A 16,502-nucleotide genomic window follows, 5' to 3' on the forward strand; every position below is an offset into this window, starting at 1 on the left:
GATAACCTCCATTACATGCCGACATTGGCGGGTTGGGATTGATAGCTCATGGCGTTGACCGCCGTCACTGTTCCGGCCGCGCCGTCGATTTCGAACACGGTCCAGACCGTGCCGGGGGCGTTGGGAACGTTGAAGGTCTGCTCACGGCCATCGCTCAAGAACACCTTCACCGATGCTCCGGACTGCGCCAGGCCGGTGCTCGGATTGGCGTTGCGGTTGGTGTAGTCGTGGACTGCGTAGCGGTAGACACCGGGGATGAGCCGATGGATGGTGATGGTCTCCGGCCCGTAGGAACTGGTGTCGTCCACGTCCAATTCCGCAGCCTCGTTTTCGATGGTGTGGGAATAGAACACATGGAAGCGGCCGCCCGATGGCGTCGGTCCGGTGAGATGGGAATCGAGATCCCTGGGGTTCAGGCCCCACTGCAACACGATGCGGGCGACCTGGCCGTCGAGCTCGGGCGAGAGAACGATCTGGATGTCGCCGGAGGTGTTGGGGTCGGCGTTCACCCAGCCGTGCCAGGCGATGTATCCCGGCGCGGTGACCTCCACGTAATAGAACCCCTCGGGTACGGACAGCTCGAACCCGCCATAGGCGTTGGCGAAGGTCTGGTACGCAGCCGGGCCGGTTTCCGAGCGGCGGAATTCGATCAGCGCGTTGCCGACACCGCTGGTATTGAGGGCGTTGACCACCATGCCGCTGAGGAAGACCGTGGCTCCGCTGGCAAAGTCCGGATGGTCGGCGAACCAGGACGGATCGCGGACCTCCAGCAGAACATGGCGAAGGCTGTCCCGGGCCGAGGATCGCCAGACCATGAGCACGGCGTTGCCGATGGTCCAGCCACAGCGAATGACGCCATCCTGACCGATCTCCGCGACCTCCGGGTTGCTGGAGGCAAAGACCGGGGCGTCAACGTCGCCGCGCAGGGAGAGCGGAACCCGTTGCTCGAATTCGCCAGCGGAGAGGCGGATGGAGCGAGGCTGTACCTCCCAGTGGCTGAAGGGCGGCGGGGTATCCGTCATGAAGGTACCTCCAGCGGTGCGGAGACGCCGCCGCCATAGACCTCGACCTGAACGTGCCGCAGGCTGAGCCGCTCGGGCGAATCCCAGACCAGGATCATGGCCGCTCCGGGAACGAAGCCGCATTCGACATTGCCGTCTTCATCGACACTGGCCACGTCGGGATTGGACGATTCGAACACCGGCGCTTCTGGCAGACCACGGATCGAGAGCGGAATGCGCTGGACGAATGGGGTTCGCGAGACCCGGATCAGCTTCGGGAAGACATCCCAGTAGTGCGGTTCCTGCGGTTGTTCGAGATTGTTCATGTCGTCCCCCTCAGTTGTCGATGGTGTCGGGACTGCCGGTGACGATGATGGCTCCGCAGGCGGTGATGTCGCCGATGCGGGCGTTGGGCAATCCTTCGGTGATGGTGTCGAAGCTGCCGGTCACGATGGGCGTCACGCCATGCCCCGGTATGGGACAGACGTGAAGGTCCCCCATGCGGGCCACCGGCATGCCGTTGTCCAGCGTCCGACTGGCCCCGGTGATGATGACGCCGCCGTGACTGCTGATGTCGCCAAGTCGCGCCTGGGAGCTCATGGGTTCACCTTCAGCAGCAGATGGATCAGAAAGCCGACGAGTCCGCCGATGGTGCTGCCGATGGTCAACACCAGACCGACGATCTTCCACATGGTCTCGGTCCCCATCTTGGAGCCGACCCGGGCATGCAGCCGGTCGATCTCCTCGGCGTGCCGGTGCAGATCGGAATAGATCGAGCGAACCAGCACCTCGACGTTTTCCTTGTCCGATTTCTTCTCGATTTCACGCTCGATCTTCTCGAGGCGGTCCTGGATTTCCCGGCGATGGTTTTCGAGGATGCTGCGGAATTCCTCCCGCCAATGATCGAAGGTCCGGGCCAGCAATTCCTCGCTGGCCGAGAGTCCGGGGGGCGTTGTTGTTCTTTCTCCCATGCGATGCTTCCTTCAGGTGTTGATCAAGACAGTGTTCGTCGAGCGAATGATGATGTTTCCGGCCACCCCATCCATAAACACGAGGCTGCCGGACTTGTCGGTGGCGCTGATGCTTTCCTGGCCTGGCGCGGCGTTCATGCGCACCACCTGACCGGCCTTGTCGGTGAGGCGGATCTGTTCGGCGGCGGCGGTGGAATCGACGAGGATTTCCTGGGTACCGTTGAGTCCCCAGATGTGAACCTTCTCCCGGCCCTTGGTGGTGTCGATGAGGATCTTCTGCCAGCGGGAGCGGCCCTTGTCGCACGAAAGGATGTGGACCTTCTCCTTGTCTTGCCAGGCTTCGAGGATCACCTGCTGGCGGCAGAGGTCGGTGAGCTGGATGCGGGCGCGGGAGCCGACGATCTGCGAGGCGATGTCGAGCTGGTCGCCTTTCTCGGCGTCCTTCGTGCCTCGGCGCAGGGTGTTGCCGCTCTGCATTTCCGGCTTCACCTTCCCTTCCATGGTGAGGATCTGCCCGGCGCGGTCGATGATCCGCAGCAGCTCGTCGCCGTCGCGGTCATCGGCCAGAATGGTGTGGCCGGTCTCGGTCTTGAGCAGGACCTTCAGGCGCGGGCAGTAATACGGCGGATGGCCGTGGTACTTCTTGTGTTCGAGATCGTCGTGCCGGTTGGCCTGATGCTCGACCTTGTCCTCGCAGTCATGGCAGAAGGCATTCGCGCAGGTGCGCTTGGATTCCTCGGGTTGCTCGCCGGGATTGCTCCTGGCCAGCCAGACCCCGGTCCAGATCGGATACTGGACGACGCCGCCCTCGAACTCGGCCCAGACCGAGGCCCCTTCCTCGGGGACCAGGAACATGCCGGTGTCGTCGTTGCCGCCGTAGGGGAAACAGGGCGCGGCCCATTCGGACCAGTTCTCCCGCCCGCTGCCGAGCACGGCGGGGATTTCCAGGCGGACCCGGCCAAGGCGTTCGGGGTCGTTGTTGTCGCGCACGAAGGCCCGGTACTTGCCGTACCAGCGGTTGCGGTAGCGCTCCTCGGATTGACGGTCGCGGGTTTCAAGCATGCTCCGCCTCCCGTTTTCGACTGGCGTTCCAGGCCAGCCAGCCGCCGAGGCGAACCGCCCAATACATGACCTGGCGTTTCCACAGAGGCACGCCCAGGGCCGCCATCAGTTCGAGAAAGACGCGGTCGGCCGCAAGCCGCGAAACCTTGCCGGTGTGGTAGAGATAGTCGTGAACGACGGCCGCCGGGGAATATCGTCCCCAGGGCGGCACCACGCGCCAGAACAGGCGCGGCACCGAGGCGAAGTCGGTCTCGAACCCGGCGGGCACTTCGATGATGCGGCCAGCGCCGGTGCGGACACGGAACGGCTGGGTCAGCCTCGCGGTCATTCCATTGGGCAGGATCTCCACCCGAAGCGGCCCGGAGAGCCCCAGTGCAGTGCCGGAAAACAGGGTCTTGGTTTGGGCGCTCATGACCGCCACCTCGCCTTGCCCGACTGGCGCACGTCGAGATGGACCCAGGAGGCATAGACGCCGATGCCGCCTTCGCGGAAGAGTGGAATCTCCTCGGCGATGACCGCCAATTCCTCGGGCGAAACGCCTGCGGGACAGCTCACGTCGGCCGCCATGCCCAGCGTGTGGAAACTCTGCTCTGCGCCGCCCACCGCCTTGTTGTGCCGGTTACAGCGGAAGCCGCTGGTGATGGACAGCGGTTTGCCGATGCGGTCGCGCAAGGCCTGCAGGGCGTCGACCAGGTCGGGATGGACCGCAGCCGAATGGCCGCAGCAGTTTTTGCCCTTGCAGGCGAATTCCGAACGGTTGAAATTCTTGCTGAGATCACCCATTGCCGCCTCCTTGTGTGACCGCGCCGGAATCCGCGTCGATGGTCACCATGGCTGGCGGCTCGTTTTGCGGCGTGGGCGGGGCCTCCTTGTCGTTGGGTTTGCCCTGGGACTCGGCGGACTTGTCGCCCGCTCCCTTGCCGAGGGCGTTCTTCTTGAGTTTGAGTTCGCAGAGATAGCCAGCGCCGCTGATGCTGTGGCGCACCGAGTGGCAGTAATAGATGCCGGAAAACTTCTGGCCCACGCCCTTGATCTCGACGTTTTTCTTGGCGCGTAGCTGGGGAATGCCAATGGTGGCGGCGTCCGCCTCGACCTGGCGCAGCTCGGCCTCGCGGAACTTGCCTTCGGCGCTGTCCTGGGCGGGCTCCTGGCGCGGCTCTTCGTGAAAGCCTTCGGAACGGTCGAAGCAGGGCACGATCTGCCCCGTCTCCTGTTCCTTGAAGCTGCCTTCGCCGGTGTTGCCGTCGACCAGATAGGTCTGCTTGCCCAGGGCCGTCCGCTCGGGCGTGGTGGCGTTGTTGGCCTTGTGCTCGACTACGTCCTTCTTGCGCGGGTCGACGCCGACCGTCTTGGTCTCGACACCCGCGCCCTTGGCTCCCTGGGATTGGGTGCTGGGGCGGAACGAGCGCAGCAGGCCCTTGGTGTCGGTGAAATATTCGAGGGTCAGCAGCGGCGTTTGGTCGAGTTCGCGGGGATGGAAATGGAGTTCGTCGTCCTGGATGTAGAAGACATAGCCGCTGACGCCGTCGCCATCGCGGTCGCGGGCCTTTTCCGCCAGCTCCTTGAGGAACTGGGCGTCCGAGATGTTGCTCTGGGTGACGCGGAGATGGGTCCCCTTGGTGGCCGTGACCACCGGCGTGAGGCCGTTGGCGGCGGCGACTTGTTCGGCGATTTCCGAATAGAGGATGCCGGGAGCAGGTTTTTGCCAGACCTTCTGGTTTTCCTTGCCCGCGAGTTTGAAGCCCTTGTCGTAGGCCTTGATGCGGATGGTCGGATCGCCGTTTTCCGGGAAGTCGTAATCGATGTCCTTGATGACCGCTTTCTTGCGCGGAGAGAGGTTCCCCACGTAGCCGAAGCGGGCCACGATCTCGTTGCCTTCCTGGAACAGCGGATCGTCGACGAACTGCAGGTTGCGGTCGGTCACCGACAGTTCGAGGACATCCAACTCCTCCTCGTTGTCGGTGAAAACGAACGAGGTGATCTCCTGGGTGATGTCCTTCGAGAGGTCTTGCCCCTCGATCTGAATCAGAAATGTCGGCTTGAAGGTATCCAGATCCATGCGTCTCTCCGGTAGTTCGCAGTTCCCTGCTTACTTACCGGAAGGCATGGCGAGGTGTCGGACGCTTCAGTCGAGCAGGCGCATCTGGACGTGTTCGCGGGAGGGAATGCGCAGCGCCAGACCCGGCTCGAGCGCCAACGGGAAAAAGAGGTCGTTGTAGTCGCAGATGATCCACCAGAGCCTGGCGTCACCCAGATAGCGGTGCGCCAGCAGATCCAGGCGGTCGCCCTCGACCACGGTGTGTAGGCGGTCGTCGTGTCTGGGAGTAGCGTCGATGCGCTGGCGCATGCCGAGGGAAATGCCGTCGCTGTCCCGGTAGAGAAGGCAGCGGGCGTATCGGGAATCACGGCTGATCATGAGCGCACCTCCGACCAGTTGATGGAGCGGTCCACATATTCCTCGAGGACGATGTCCACCTCGGCGCGTTGCGGCAGCAGGTTGTCCCGGTCGAACAGGCCGAAGAAACGCGCCTTCACCTGCCGGACGATGCAGGTCACGCCAGGGTAGAGATCGCCGAAAATGAGCAGCACACGGTGCGGCGCGTTCTTGAGCATGGTTCCGGCGTGTTCCGGATATTGCAGCGAGCGGAGCCAGTCGACCTTCTGTTTGACCGGCCCCTTGAACAGCTCGACTTTGAAGGCGATCCGGCGCGGTTCCCCGGCGACGTACTGGTAGCGCGGGTGGCTCATGCCGGGGATCTTGATCGTCGCGTAGTCGGTCGACTTCTCGTCGCTGATGGAGTTGGGGTTGTACTGGAATTCGAGCCGCTCCCCCGTGTCGGCGTCCACCAGATATCCCTTGATGGGCTGTTGATCCCAGGCCATTCCTTACACCTCGGCGATCTCGAGGATCGGCTTGCCCAGTTGTCCGGCCCGGTCGAGTTCCCGCCGCATGCCGCTGGAAATGCCGTTGCCGGTGAACGCCCACACCTCGTCGCAACATTCCATGTAGGCCAGGCCGCAGGAGATGCCAGTCTCCCGCTGCTCGGGAACGCTGTCATCGGTAAAGGTTGGATACAACAGGTGCGGCGCGAACGGCGCGTGACCGTTTCTCATGACCCGTCGGCAAAGCGCCTCGGCGACCTTCACGTTTCGGGCTATGTCACCCGCGAACGGGCTGCAGACAAAGATGCGTTTCATCGGTCCTCTCAAAGTGTTTCGTAGTTTCTGATCTTCCGCTCCCGAAGATCCTTGTAGACGGCCTCGGCCACCTTCCGGCCATCGATGTTGGTGGTCACGCTCAGTTCCACCGGTCGGTCGGCCAGGCCATCGAGGCGCGAGAGCAGCGATTCCAGCAGTTCGCGCAGCCCCGGACCGGCTTCCTCTCCGCGCTGGGGTGTCGCTGGAGCGGTGCGGGGCGGAGTAATCAACCGTTCGGAAGGCACCGTCTCGGCGAGTCCGGATTGCAGGGGCTTCGCTATCAGAGTCGGCGCGGCCGTCTTGGGCCGTTCAATCCCGGCCGGAGCCAGAGAAGCACTTCCGATTTCCGGTGCCGGTTCCACCGCAAACGGCTGGATGTAGCTCTTACTTACCGGCTCGACGGCCGCCGCGACGGTCTGCACGGTGCCGTTCATCGATTGTGGGGGTGGTGCGGCCGTGGCCATGACTGGCTGGAGCATCAGCATGGCGCTCAGGGCCTTGGGCACCAGGCGTTCGTCCAGACGCGGAACGAGACTGAGCACTCTTTCGATGATGCGTTGCCCAATCGATTCGGCGGGCTGCGCGGTCTTGAGCGGTTGCTTCTGCTCGGCCACCTGCGGGACCGGTACTTGGACTCCCAGCATGGCGCGAGCGGAGGAGAGCAAACCGTTGGCGATCCCGGCGCTGCGATCCTTGATCGCCTGAATGCCCGCGCTCGCGCCGCTGGAAAGCCTTTGCCAGAGGGATTGCCCCTCGGTACCGGCACTGGCAAAGATTCGGCCCACAGCCCCGGGGACGGCAGACAGAGTGGCAACGATCCGGTCGCGGAGATTGACGGCTCCCGTGGCCAGCGCATCCCAGGCATTGACCTGGGGCGGTTTGAGCGCCAGTACGGGCGTGTCGCCAAACAGGGATTGCTTGAGACCGCCGAATATGGCACCGGCCTTGGCCGCGACGGTTTGAGCCCCGGAGGTCAACCCATCCCAGAGTTTTCCAGCCATCCGGAAAGGAGCCGAGGCGGCGTCCATGAGGTTTCCGCCCGCCGTCTTGATCTGCTGCCAGGCTCCCGCAGCGGCCGAGAGAATCCCGCGAGCGGCGAAGCCGAACACTTTTGCGGGCAGCGACTGGGTAAGGCTCATGCCGTCGGCGAGAGTCTTGAGCAGCGCGGAACCGGAGGCGGTCAGGCTGGCGAGTGGTCCCTCGCGGGCATCGGAGAACGGCAGCAGATTGCGCAGCTTGCCCAGGGCGTTCTTGAGCATGGTGAAGGGATAGGTCACCGCCGACCAGATCCCTTCGCCCAGGGCGATCAGCAGCTTTTTGCCCGCCTCGAAGAAGGTGGTGTCCCCGGCGAAGAAGGAGCGCACGGTGGCAAACAGCTCACGCAGTGTGCTGATGATCGGCAGATTCAGAATCGCCTGGCGGATCTGTCCGGCGGCGTCGGCCACCAGGCGTCCGAAGGAGGTGAAGATGCCGGAAATGAAATCCCAGACACCGACCACCACATCCCGCGCCCAGCGGAACGGGGTGGCAAGAAAATCGTAGACCGCGCCGCCAATGGCCTTGAGACCATCCAGCAGGGAGATGTCACCGGTCAGCACCTGCCAGACGGAATAGACGATCTTCCCGGCGGCCATGAAGGCCTCGCCGATCATGCGCACGGGCAACAGGAACTTGTAGATGAACTTGGCCGCTCCGACCAGGGACCCGACGATGGCCTTGCCGACCCAGACCACGCTGCGCACCACCACCGCCAGGGCTCGGACGATGAGCGACAGGTTCCAGGCCACGATCTTCAGCGCGAATGCCAGCCCCTGCAGAAGCACACCGGCGACGGTGCCGATAACCGTGCCGAAGGTGCGCCAGGACGAGCCGTCGGTGGCGCTGGCGGCCACGCCGAAGATCTCCACCACCGAAAAGACTGCGCTGGCCAGCGCCGCATAGGCACTCATCAGGGTGCGGACGGTGGGTTCGAGGATGGCGCGGATGCGGCCAAAGGCATGGGAGAACGCGCCCCACAATCCGGCCATGGCCTCACGAACGCGGTAATAGGCCTTGAAGACGGTGACCACGAAGCCCAACAGCCCGGCGGATTCTAGCTTCTGGGCCAGTTCGGCCGACATCTGCCCGACGCCGCCGCTGAGAGAACCCACCAGCTCTCTGATCCCCTGGAAGACCACCGAGACCTTGTTCCAGGACCCGGTGATGATCTCCTGAATGCCGCCGAAGTTGGTTTCCCAGGCGCGTTTGAGCAGATACACCGACAAGATCACGCCCGCGATGATCGCGGTGACGGGCAAGAAATAGGTCGCAACCGCCGAACCCACCCCGGCGAGCGCGGCGCTGATAGCCACGAACCCGGCCTTGATGGCTGGAAGCATGAGTCCCACCATGCCCACGGCGGCGGTGACGGCTCCGACCACGACCAGAATGGTGCCGAGGGCCATGGATAATCCAAGGACAACCCGGGTCACGCCCGGCATCGATTTGGCCATGCGTTGCAGGAACAGAATGAGGCGGGAGACGCCGTTGATCATCGGGGTGACCACCGGTAGCAGAGTGCGACCCAGGATTTCGCTGAGGTTGGCCACCTGCTGGCGCAGGAGCAGGAATCGGGCTCCGATGTCCTGGTTCATGGCGTCGGCCATCTGTTCGGTGACCGCCGTGCCGGTCTTCATGGCTCGGCCCACCGACTGGATATTGCCTTCGAGGCTCTCCATGCCCGCCGACATCTGCAGCAGGAACTTGACCGCCTCGTCGGAGCCGAAGGCCTTCTTCAGCTTCACCTGGGCGGCGGCGTTGGAGAGATCGGGAAACTGGCGCTTGATCTCCTGCAGGATGGGAACCACGCCCTTGAGACGGCCGCTGGTGTCGGTGAAGGACAGGCCAAGCTCGTCACCGGCCTCGGCCGCCTTCATGATGAACGCCTTGTACAGCGTGCCAGCCTCTGAGCCGGGCATGGTGGTCTGGAGCTGGCCGAGCACGGCGAGCTGCTCGTTCAGCGGAATATTGCTCGCCGCCGCCACCGCGCCGATGTTCTTGATGGCGTCGGCCATCTGGGTGCCGTTGGTCTTGAACGAGGCCACGGTCTGCGCCATGGCTCCGGAAAAGGCGGTCGCCCATTCCATGTCGTTCATGTCGGCCATGATGGGCTTGAAGATCCCGTAGGCCGTGGTGAAGGTGCCGACCATCTCCTGGGTGGTGGCCTTGGTCGCCTTGGCGGTCATGGCGGCCATGGATGTGAAGATGCCCACCGCCTCGTCGCTGAGGTTGGACAGGGCCGATTTCACATCGTAGGTGGCGGTGATGAAGGCGGCCTTGTCGGCACCGGACCATTGGTTAGTGAAGGATTCGGCGGCGTCCTCGATGGCCCGGAGGTCCTGCACGCCGAGGGACGCCAGCTCGCCCAGGGCTTTCTGGGTCGCGGCGGTGGAGGCGACCAGGGCGGCGGGTACCGCTATCAGGGCCAGTCCAGCCCCCAGCATCATGGTCCCTTGCTGGATGCGGTCCAGGTTGCGGGTCATCCGCTCGCTGGCATCCGCCACGGTGGAATCGAGGTCCATCATGGAACCACGGATGCGCTGCGCGTTCTGCGAGAACGCATCCTTCATCGATACCACTATGCCCAGTCCGAGATCGCCGTTCATCTATCGCCGTTCCGTTTGCTCACGTTCAAAATCAAGTTGCCGCTCGAGGGCCTCGACGAACTGACGCCGGACCCTGAGCGGCAGCGAGCGGGTTTCCGACCAGCCCCAGTGCAGTCCACCGTAAGCGAGAAAAAAAACGTCGCTTACAAGCGAACTCCGGGGAACAAAAAAGCTGGTTCCGCCTCCAGGCGGGTACGGATCTTGGTGCCGCAGCCATCGCATTCGGTCTCGACCGAGGTGTTGATTCCCGCGTCGACCCGCGACATCTCCTGCCGCAGCGCGTTGCGGTCGCGCATCGACATTTCCGCCAGGCTCTTTTTGGAGGGAGCCTTGCCGTCGATGTCGAGGACGCGGATGAGCATGGCCGAGGTGATGTTGGGCTCGCGCAGGCTGGCCAGACGCTTTTCCTTGTGGCCGTCGAGATATCCGAAGCGCACGGTTTTCTTCGAGCCGGGCAGCTTGAACGCGAACTCTCGCTCCTCGCCGTAGGGGGTGACCTTGAGATCCTCGAGATTGATGGTCACGAAGTTGGTCATGCGGCAGGCGCTGTTCGGGCAGCTCAGCTCCAGCTCCACCTCGTCGCCGAGGGAGATCTGGCGCAGGCGGACCAGGGCGAACAACCGGTCACCCGAGAGCAGGTTCATCACCTCGGAAAGATCGGGGTCGGTCTTCTCGCCCAGCCGGACGAAACAGTTGCGAAGCACCTGGTTGATCGCCTCTCCGGAGCGGATCAGGCGCTGGTTGGTGAGCAGTTCTTCCTCGGCCCCGGTCATTTCCCGGAGCTCGAGTTCAGTGCCGCTTGGCAGTTCAAAGCTGTACATGGTCGATCCTCCGGTTTAGGTCCAGTATTGGAAGCAGATGGTGAGCTTCTCGATGGTGTTCTCGGTGTTGCCGCCCTCGAGCTCGTCGTATTCGAGCGCCTTCACCCAGGCCCCGTGCAGGGTCCAGCGGCGGGTCTCGTTGCCGGTGCGGTCGTAGCGGACAACGTCGATGTCGCGCATGTAGTCGGCCGGAAGGCCGCCGGTGACGGCGTTCACGTCCACCTGTTTCTTGATCCATTCGCGGGCCGCCTCGTCGGAGCCGTCCTGCAGGGTGCCTTTCTCGAGGGTGATGTCCTCGAACTTGACCCGGCCCGCCACCTTCTGGTCGAACATCGAACCAGCCGGGGCAAAGGCCACTTCCTCGAATTCTGTTTTGGGCTCCTGTCCCTTGTGGAACAGGGCCACGTCGAAGCCGTTTACCTCGATGGCGAACTGCCAGTTCTGGTAAAGGCTCTTGGGCATGTTTCCGCTTCTCATAGCCGTGTTCTCCCGTTAGATGATTTCTTTGAAGTCCGCGCCGGTGCTGGTCAGGATGAAGTTCAGCTCGATGAACTCCGCCGTCTTGGTCGGCTTGACGAACACGCGGGCCACCATTTCGTTGCGGTCGATGACCGCCGGGGTATTGGTCTCCTCGTCGCACTGGAAGGCGAAGTCGTACAGGCCACCCTTGTCCTTGATGTCCTGCAGGAAGGGATTGATCAGGCGGCCGAGGGCACGCCAGGTCTGGGGATGGTTCGGCTCGAACACCACGAAGCGGGAGGATTCCGAGATGGCTTCCTCCATGAACATCATCAGGCGGCGGACGTTGATGCGGTCCACGGCCGAGGGCTGGCTTTGCAGCGTCTTCTGGCCCCAGATGTTGATGCCGGTGTCGGGGAACACGGCGATGACGTTGACCCCTTCGGGATAGAGCACATCGCGTTCGCCACGGCTGGTCTTGTAGGCCAGGGAGAGCGTGTTGAAGATGCGGCCACGGTCGATACCGGCGGGCGCGTTCCAGACGTTGGTCTTCTGGTCGCTGCGGGCGATGCAGCCCGCCACCGCGCCGCAGGGCGGCACCAGCTTCTTGCGCGAGTTGACCGGATCGCTGATCTCCAGCCAGGGGTAGTAGAGCGCCGCGTAGGAGGAGTTGAATGCCGCGTGGCTGTACATCCCTTGTCCCTTGCGGAAGTCGACCGCTTCGAGCGGCTCCAGGTGCATGGGCGTGTCGGCGATGAACAGCAGATCCTTGCGCCCCTCGGCATAGGCGATTCCGGCGTTGATGACCGGCACCGTGGTGACGCCGGGGACCATCAGCAGGTTCAGGGCGTCGATCTCGTCAAAGCCATAGAGGCCGGTATGCTGCGAGGGATCGCCGATGAAATCGGCATCGGCCAGATCGGTCAGCCCGTTGTCGCCGCCGCTGAGGGCGAACACGCCCAATGCCGGACGGTCGCCGGGCGTTCCCGTTGCTGCGGCCAGATCCTGGATCAGGATGAAATCCGAGCGGTCGTTGATCGCCAGTTCCACATGGTTCGGCAGCGTCTCGTCCATGCTCAGATCCTTGAACACCTCGACCACATCGCCTTTATGCCGGACCACCAGGTTGAAATGGTTGGCCGGGTCAAGGGAGCCATCCTCGATGGAGACGGAGAGCCGGTCGCCCCAGACGCCTTCGTTCACGGCCTCGATCCGCAGGGCGTCGGCGGGCGTCGCCTCCCGGTTCTGCAGGACGACGGATGACTTGAGCGCCGACAGGGTGTCCCGGTCGGTGGGATCGGTGAGATGGGCGATGCGGGTGACGTAGAGGACCGAGCCGCCGTTGTCGAAAAACGCCCGGGCGGCGTAGGCCAGATAACTTTCATTGATGTAGGAGCCGAAACGGTTGATGAACTGTTCCCAGCTCGTCACCAGCACGGGCTTGTTGATCGGACCTTTCTCGGCCACCCCGACCATGGCGGCCGACGAGGTCGAGATCTGCTTCACATAGAAACTGAAGTCCGTTTCCCGGGTGTAAATCCCGGGCGATAGATAGGTCGGCATGGTTATTTCCTCCGCTTGCTGGTGGTCTTGGCCTCATCGGTTCCGGCGTCCTCGGTCGCCATGGGCTTTTCCGGCTCCGGTTCCGCGCCGCCGGTCAGGTCGGTGATGCGCACCAGGCCGCGTTTTCCGGCGGTCTGGATTTCGGCGGAGAGGTCCTTGCGGGCGATGCTCTTGCGTTCTCGCGGTCCGAGGTGGAGGGTTCCCTGGCCGGAGAGGTTGAACGTCAGGGGTTGGAACTGCAGATTTCTGATCTCGATCACGGTTGTTCTCCTTTACGGTTGAATGGTTCGTTGCTCTGTCACGTCGCCGTGAAACTGGAAGGTCCGGTCCCGAATCAGCCGACCGTCGCGCAGGTCGCCGTCGTACACCGGGCAGGATTCGATGCGGATGCGTCCGGAGCTCTGCCGGAGATTGGAGAGGTTCACCCGGGCCAGACCGCCCAGAGGAACCAGTTCGGTGAGGTTCAGGCTGCCCTGGTCGGTGATGGCGATCTCCGGGTGAAGCTGAAGGAACCGCGACACAGATTCTTGAAAACCGAGCAGTTCGGCCTCCCGATCCACGGTCACCACCAGATCGAAATCGAGGTGATAGAGCCGGGGAAACCGGCACTCCTCGAAACTCAGCTCCGCGACATTCTTCTCGAACAGGCGGCTCTGGCTGCGACGGAAGCGGTCTTCCGCCAGCTTCGGCCCCTGGAGGATGACGCTGGGTGTGCGCTGGACCTCGAACAGGTCATCCGGGAACACCAGCACGGTGTCCGGGTGGATGGCCTGCTTGGCCAGGCGGATCAGGGTTTCTGTGACGGTCTGTATCGTGCTCAAGGGACGCCTCCGTTTTCTGCCTGGTTACTTACCGGAAGCGCTGGGGATGTGTCGGAGGCTCAAAGCGCGGAGCGGATCGCCTCGCGATAGTTCTGGAGGATTTGCTCGCGGTACTTCTCCATCACCGGATGCAGAAAGGGTCTGGCGGGGATGACGATGGTCGCGCCGTTGGGATGTTTGATGGTGGCCCCGTACTCCATGACGGCACCGATGTTCACCATGTCTTCACCGTCCTTGTTGACGGTGCCGCGCAGCAGTCCGACGAACGCCTTGTCGGCCATGATCTTCTGGGTGATAGCGTTGACGAGAAAGCCGGTGTCGATGAGCGCCTTGCTGGAACCTTTGCGCTCGATGGTGCTCTCGGCGAGCTTCACGAAGGCCTGTCCGCCCGGGGCCTGGGAGCGAATCCCCCGCTGGATCTCGCGCACGAGAAAAAGGGCGTTGCGGATCGTGGCCTGACGCAGGGCCGTGGCCAGGCGCGGCCCCATGCCGGCGGTCAGCTTGGCGCGGGCCTTGTCCCAGTCACCGGTTCGCCTAACGCCCATTGAGCTTCACCAGTTGCAGGTTCTTGTGGGTGACGGTGCCGAAGAAGTGTTCTTCCTCCACACTCTGTATGCGATAGGTTTCCCTGTCGGTGGCCAGGCGGTCTTCACCCCGGACATCGGCATCTGGAAGGACGCAGGCGAGCGCGTCGATCTTGCCGCTCAGCTCCTCCGGCGGGGTTTCGTTCAGTTCGAGGGGGATGACAGAGATCTCCGCGTATTCGGCATCGTCGGTGCCGTAGAGCCGCTCGCCGGGAACCACGCGCAGGACGCGTGCTGTCTGGCCGGAGGAGAGGATCAGCCGGGCGACGTCGGCCACGGCTTCGGCGCGTTCCCGGTCATTCAACAACATCGAGATCGATCCCTTGTTCGTAGATGACCGGCGTAAGGCCGCTCGGGGTCAGGATGTAGGCTTCCTGATCGAGCTGGGTGTCCGGACGCAGCTCGGTGAGCCGCTGGCGGTAGTCGGCGAGCAGATCGGCCTCGAGCTTGGCCCAGTGGCCGGGCTGGCCGGTTTTGTCCACCCGCTTGTCGCCGCTGGAAAAGGAGAAGGCGTTGGCGGTGGCCGAACGCATGACCTGGCAGGCGTGGATCTGCGCCATGATCACCAAAAGCTCGCGGACCTCGCCGGTGGGATCGGGGGTAATCTCTCCGGCCGTGATCGTCAGCGATTGGTCGAGGTCACGGCCGACACGGAAAACGGCCTTCCGGACGCACCTCTCCAGAGTCTGATCCTCGAAGAGAGATGCGCCCGGATCGGACAGGTCGAGCCGCAGGTCGGCGATCAGGTCACTCAGCAGCACCTTGCAGACCCTCCAGACGGCTCTTGAGTGCGTCGATCACCGTGCGGCGTTTCTCGGTGTCCATGTAGCCTTTGAGGGTTTCCGGATTGGCTTCCTCGTTGACCCGGGAGATGGCGTCGGTGGCGGAGAGTTTGCTCAGGTCCACCGGTTCCGCGTCCTGATCTGGCTCTGGAGAGGCGAGCGGTTCCTGCTTCGGTTTGTCGGTCATGGCCAGGCGGCCGTTCTTGAGCGCCGCCTGGATCTGCTTGGTGAGACGTTCCACCTCGACCACCTGACCGGGTTTGAGCTTCAACCCGGCGTCGGGGATCACCAGAACGCCGGGACGGATGTTCTTGATTCGATTCATGTCACGTCACCTCCCGGATTACGGAACCAGTTTGACCTTGGCCATGATGTCGGGGCGGGTAATGCCCTGACCGATCTCGGACCACACCAACCAGCCGGTCTTGAAGCGGGTCTTCTGATCGATGGACTCCGTCTTCAGGTTTTCGCGCACCGGCATCTTTCCGACCTCTTCATCCGGGACGATGATGATCTCGTCCAGCGGCATGGAGGCCGTCAACAGAATGCCGCCGGTGCCGTAGTTCTTGATGACGCCCTTCTGACGCAGCTCGAGCTTGGTCTGGGGATCGAGGTTCCAGCCGCGCATGTCGTTGAAACGGCGGCCGCGCATGACGATGTACTTCACCGACAGCTCCAGATCCTCGATGATCGAGATGGCCTCGTTCAGTGCATCCTCGGTGAGCAGGTCGCCGGTGACCTCGATGGTGTTGGCCGCCGGGATGGCCGAGGACAGCACCGAAATGGTGCGGCGGTCCATCTCCTTGCGGATGGCGTCGGCGGCGCTGGTCTGAATGTCCATCAGCGTGCCGATGTTGCCGTTTTTGAGGACGGAAACGTCCACCATCGGGTTGGAGTGGATGCGGTTGGTGGGGAACTCGACCTCGTCCTTGCCCACCTCCTGCTCCTGGGCGTCGCCGTCCTTGCTGATCCAGTGGGCCTTGACGGTCGGTTTCTTCTGGTAGACCGGACGTTCGCCCTTGGGCAACGTGTGCTTGGTGAGCAGCAGCGAGGAGATCTCCTTGCGCTTGATCTCCTGTTCGATGGGCGCGGCGATGGCGGCGGCAAGCGCCCGCATGCCTTCGGGCGACTCGAGAGCCTCGCTCATGAGCCGCGCCATGGTTTCCATGTATTCCTGGGAATGGATCTTCAACTGATTGGTTTTCATGTGCGTTGGCTCCTTGGGTTAGACGAGCAGGCGGAATTTGAGGACGCCGCTCTGTACGGAAATGGCGTGGGCGACGACGTGCTCTCCGGCCGCGACGCCGTTGGTCAGCCGACCGCTCGCCGAAACTTTCAGGTCGTCTCCGGCGACGACGGTCCCTTCGAAGGCGTCGGTCTCGTAAACGCCGCCGTCACAATAGATGCCGGGCATTTCGCCACCGGCGTAATCCTTGATCAGGATGCCGAAGGAGCGTTTGGTGGGATCGGTGTTGACGGCGAACAGGTCGTCGCCGACCACGCGGACCACCTGGCCGAGCTGGCCATCGCCCTGGATGTGACCGTCGCCATAGGCGAGGCTGCGGTGACACGGATTGATGAATGACATGGTGTTTC

At 63.2% G+C, this 16,502-nt stretch carries 22 protein-coding genes and 1 pseudogene; all 23 read right to left on the minus strand.

Annotated elements, in window-relative coordinates; all coding sequences use genetic code 11:
* Positions 1-11: 11 nt before the first annotated feature.
* The 23 genes and pseudogenes from LF599_RS13445 to LF599_RS13555 all read right to left on the minus strand — a co-directional run bounded on the left by LF599_RS13445 (position 12) and on the right by LF599_RS13555 (position 16,494).
* Positions 12-1,022, minus strand: coding sequence for a hypothetical protein (locus LF599_RS13445; RefSeq protein ID WP_279521141.1), 1,011 nt, complete (start codon positions 1,020-1,022; stop codon positions 12-14).
* A complete protein-coding gene (locus tag LF599_RS13450; protein ID WP_269943764.1) occupies positions 1,019-1,327 on the minus strand; it encodes a hypothetical protein in 309 nt (102 codons plus the stop codon). The genes LF599_RS13445 and LF599_RS13450 overlap by 4 nt, the downstream gene beginning before the upstream one ends.
* A gap of 10 nt (positions 1,328-1,337) precedes the next feature.
* Entirely contained in the window at positions 1,338-1,601 is a 264-nt protein-coding gene (locus tag LF599_RS13455; RefSeq protein ID WP_011366988.1) for a PAAR domain-containing protein, read from the minus strand.
* The gene (locus LF599_RS13460; RefSeq protein ID WP_279521142.1) at positions 1,598-1,972 is read right to left on the minus strand and encodes a hypothetical protein; all 375 of its coding nucleotides are present in this window, start codon (positions 1,970-1,972) and stop codon (positions 1,598-1,600) included. The genes LF599_RS13455 and LF599_RS13460 overlap by 4 nt, the downstream gene beginning before the upstream one ends.
* Positions 1,973-1,984: 12 nt before the next feature.
* A complete protein-coding gene (locus LF599_RS13465) occupies positions 1,985-3,034 on the minus strand; it encodes a phage baseplate assembly protein V (RefSeq protein WP_279521143.1) in 1,050 nt (349 codons plus the stop codon).
* Positions 3,027-3,446: a DUF1353 domain-containing protein gene (locus LF599_RS13470; RefSeq protein ID WP_279521144.1), complete on the minus strand. Its 420-nt coding sequence runs from the start codon at positions 3,444-3,446 to the stop codon at positions 3,027-3,029. Before LF599_RS13470 ends, LF599_RS13465 begins: the two co-directional genes overlap by 8 nt.
* A complete protein-coding gene (locus tag LF599_RS13475) occupies positions 3,443-3,817 on the minus strand; it encodes a YcbK family protein (protein WP_020886736.1) in 375 nt (124 codons plus the stop codon). The genes LF599_RS13470 and LF599_RS13475 overlap by 4 nt, the downstream gene beginning before the upstream one ends.
* Positions 3,810-5,093 (minus strand): phage late control D family protein, encoded by a 1,284-nt coding sequence (locus LF599_RS13480; protein ID WP_279521145.1) that lies wholly within the window; start codon positions 5,091-5,093, stop codon positions 3,810-3,812. Before LF599_RS13480 ends, LF599_RS13475 begins: the two co-directional genes overlap by 8 nt.
* Before the next feature lie 66 nt (positions 5,094-5,159).
* On the minus strand, positions 5,160-5,450 hold the full coding sequence (locus LF599_RS13485) for a LysM peptidoglycan-binding domain-containing protein (RefSeq protein WP_279521146.1): 291 nt from the start codon (positions 5,448-5,450) through the stop codon (positions 5,160-5,162).
* Entirely contained in the window at positions 5,447-5,917 is a 471-nt protein-coding gene (locus tag LF599_RS13490; protein WP_011366981.1) for a CIS tube protein, read from the minus strand. The genes LF599_RS13485 and LF599_RS13490 overlap by 4 nt, the downstream gene beginning before the upstream one ends.
* 3 nt (positions 5,918-5,920) lie before the next feature.
* Positions 5,921-6,232: a DUF7768 domain-containing protein gene (locus LF599_RS13495; protein WP_269943770.1), complete on the minus strand. Its 312-nt coding sequence runs from the start codon at positions 6,230-6,232 to the stop codon at positions 5,921-5,923.
* Between the two features lie 2,444 nt (positions 6,233-8,676).
* Positions 8,677-9,876, minus strand: a pseudogene (locus LF599_RS18335) (phage tail tape measure protein); the annotation flags it as partial.
* 143 nt (positions 9,877-10,019) lie between these two features.
* Positions 10,020-10,697 (minus strand): T4 family baseplate hub assembly chaperone, encoded by a 678-nt coding sequence (locus tag LF599_RS13505; RefSeq protein ID WP_279521148.1) that lies wholly within the window; start codon positions 10,695-10,697, stop codon positions 10,020-10,022.
* A gap of 15 nt (positions 10,698-10,712) precedes the next feature.
* Entirely contained in the window at positions 10,713-11,159 is a 447-nt protein-coding gene (locus LF599_RS13510) for a phage tail protein (protein ID WP_227501130.1), read from the minus strand.
* A gap of 30 nt (positions 11,160-11,189) precedes the next feature.
* Complete coding sequence (locus LF599_RS13515) at positions 11,190-12,719, minus strand: phage tail sheath C-terminal domain-containing protein (protein ID WP_279521149.1); 1,530 nt, start codon at positions 12,717-12,719, stop codon at positions 11,190-11,192.
* 2 nt (positions 12,720-12,721) lie between these two features.
* Positions 12,722-12,979, minus strand: a complete 258-nt coding sequence (locus LF599_RS13520) for a hypothetical protein (RefSeq protein WP_269943783.1) — start codon at positions 12,977-12,979, stop codon at positions 12,722-12,724.
* Between the two features lie 12 nt (positions 12,980-12,991).
* On the minus strand, positions 12,992-13,540 hold the full coding sequence (locus LF599_RS13525; RefSeq protein ID WP_279521150.1) for a hypothetical protein: 549 nt from the start codon (positions 13,538-13,540) through the stop codon (positions 12,992-12,994).
* Between the two features lie 59 nt (positions 13,541-13,599).
* Complete coding sequence (locus LF599_RS13530; RefSeq protein ID WP_028588327.1) at positions 13,600-14,085, minus strand: phage virion morphogenesis protein; 486 nt, start codon at positions 14,083-14,085, stop codon at positions 13,600-13,602.
* Positions 14,075-14,434: a hypothetical protein gene (locus tag LF599_RS13535; protein WP_028588332.1), complete on the minus strand. Its 360-nt coding sequence runs from the start codon at positions 14,432-14,434 to the stop codon at positions 14,075-14,077. Before LF599_RS13535 ends, LF599_RS13530 begins: the two co-directional genes overlap by 11 nt.
* Complete coding sequence (locus LF599_RS13540) at positions 14,421-14,885, minus strand: hypothetical protein (protein WP_054033023.1); 465 nt, start codon at positions 14,883-14,885, stop codon at positions 14,421-14,423. The genes LF599_RS13535 and LF599_RS13540 overlap by 14 nt, the downstream gene beginning before the upstream one ends.
* Positions 14,872-15,231, minus strand: a complete 360-nt coding sequence (locus LF599_RS13545) for a hypothetical protein (RefSeq protein ID WP_054033022.1) — start codon at positions 15,229-15,231, stop codon at positions 14,872-14,874. The genes LF599_RS13540 and LF599_RS13545 overlap by 14 nt, the downstream gene beginning before the upstream one ends.
* An 18-nt stretch (positions 15,232-15,249) precedes the next feature.
* Positions 15,250-16,113, minus strand: coding sequence for an HK97-fold major capsid protein (locus tag LF599_RS13550; protein ID WP_022992997.1), 864 nt, complete (start codon positions 16,111-16,113; stop codon positions 15,250-15,252).
* Between the two features lie 18 nt (positions 16,114-16,131).
* Positions 16,132-16,494 (minus strand): hypothetical protein, encoded by a 363-nt coding sequence (locus LF599_RS13555; protein ID WP_027182227.1) that lies wholly within the window; start codon positions 16,492-16,494, stop codon positions 16,132-16,134.
* Positions 16,495-16,502: the final 8 nt, after the last annotated feature.

It is taken from the genome of Pseudodesulfovibrio thermohalotolerans (assembly GCF_021353295.2).
In the GTDB taxonomy this organism is placed as follows: Bacteria; Desulfobacterota; Desulfovibrionia; order Desulfovibrionales; family Desulfovibrionaceae; genus Pseudodesulfovibrio; species Pseudodesulfovibrio thermohalotolerans.

Coding starts and splice junctions, on each gene's coding strand:
- LF599_RS13455 (WP_011366988.1), bottom strand. CDS start 1,601: ATGAGCTCCCAGGCGCGACTTGGCGACATCAGCAGTCACGGCGGCGTC.
- LF599_RS13460 (WP_279521142.1), bottom strand. CDS start 1,972: ATGGGAGAAAGAACAACAACGCCCCCCGGACTCTCGGCCAGCGAGGAA.
- LF599_RS13475 (WP_020886736.1), bottom strand. CDS start 3,817: ATGGGTGATCTCAGCAAGAATTTCAACCGTTCGGAATTCGCCTGCAAG.
- LF599_RS13470 (WP_279521144.1), bottom strand. CDS start 3,446: ATGAGCGCCCAAACCAAGACCCTGTTTTCCGGCACTGCACTGGGGCTC.
- LF599_RS13495 (WP_269943770.1), bottom strand. CDS start 6,232: ATGAAACGCATCTTTGTCTGCAGCCCGTTCGCGGGTGACATAGCCCGA.
- LF599_RS13485 (WP_279521146.1), bottom strand. CDS start 5,450: ATGATCAGCCGTGATTCCCGATACGCCCGCTGCCTTCTCTACCGGGAC.
- LF599_RS13505 (WP_279521148.1), bottom strand. CDS start 10,697: ATGTACAGCTTTGAACTGCCAAGCGGCACTGAACTCGAGCTCCGGGAA.
- LF599_RS13515 (WP_279521149.1), bottom strand. CDS start 12,719: ATGCCGACCTATCTATCGCCCGGGATTTACACCCGGGAAACGGACTTC.
- LF599_RS13535 (WP_028588332.1), bottom strand. CDS start 14,434: ATGTTGTTGAATGACCGGGAACGCGCCGAAGCCGTGGCCGACGTCGCC.
- LF599_RS13545 (WP_054033022.1), bottom strand. CDS start 15,231: ATGAATCGAATCAAGAACATCCGTCCCGGCGTTCTGGTGATCCCCGAC.
- LF599_RS13480 (WP_279521145.1), bottom strand. CDS start 5,093: ATGGATCTGGATACCTTCAAGCCGACATTTCTGATTCAGATCGAGGGG.
- LF599_RS13550 (WP_022992997.1), bottom strand. CDS start 16,113: ATGAAAACCAATCAGTTGAAGATCCATTCCCAGGAATACATGGAAACC.
- LF599_RS13490 (WP_011366981.1), bottom strand. CDS start 5,917: ATGGCCTGGGATCAACAGCCCATCAAGGGATATCTGGTGGACGCCGAC.
- LF599_RS13465 (WP_279521143.1), bottom strand. CDS start 3,034: ATGCTTGAAACCCGCGACCGTCAATCCGAGGAGCGCTACCGCAACCGC.
- LF599_RS13555 (WP_027182227.1), bottom strand. CDS start 16,494: ATGTCATTCATCAATCCGTGTCACCGCAGCCTCGCCTATGGCGACGGT.
- LF599_RS13510 (WP_227501130.1), bottom strand. CDS start 11,159: ATGCCCAAGAGCCTTTACCAGAACTGGCAGTTCGCCATCGAGGTAAAC.
- LF599_RS13450 (WP_269943764.1), bottom strand. CDS start 1,327: ATGAACAATCTCGAACAACCGCAGGAACCGCACTACTGGGATGTCTTC.
- LF599_RS13445 (WP_279521141.1), bottom strand. CDS start 1,022: ATGACGGATACCCCGCCGCCCTTCAGCCACTGGGAGGTACAGCCTCGC.
- LF599_RS13530 (WP_028588327.1), bottom strand. CDS start 14,085: ATGGGCGTTAGGCGAACCGGTGACTGGGACAAGGCCCGCGCCAAGCTG.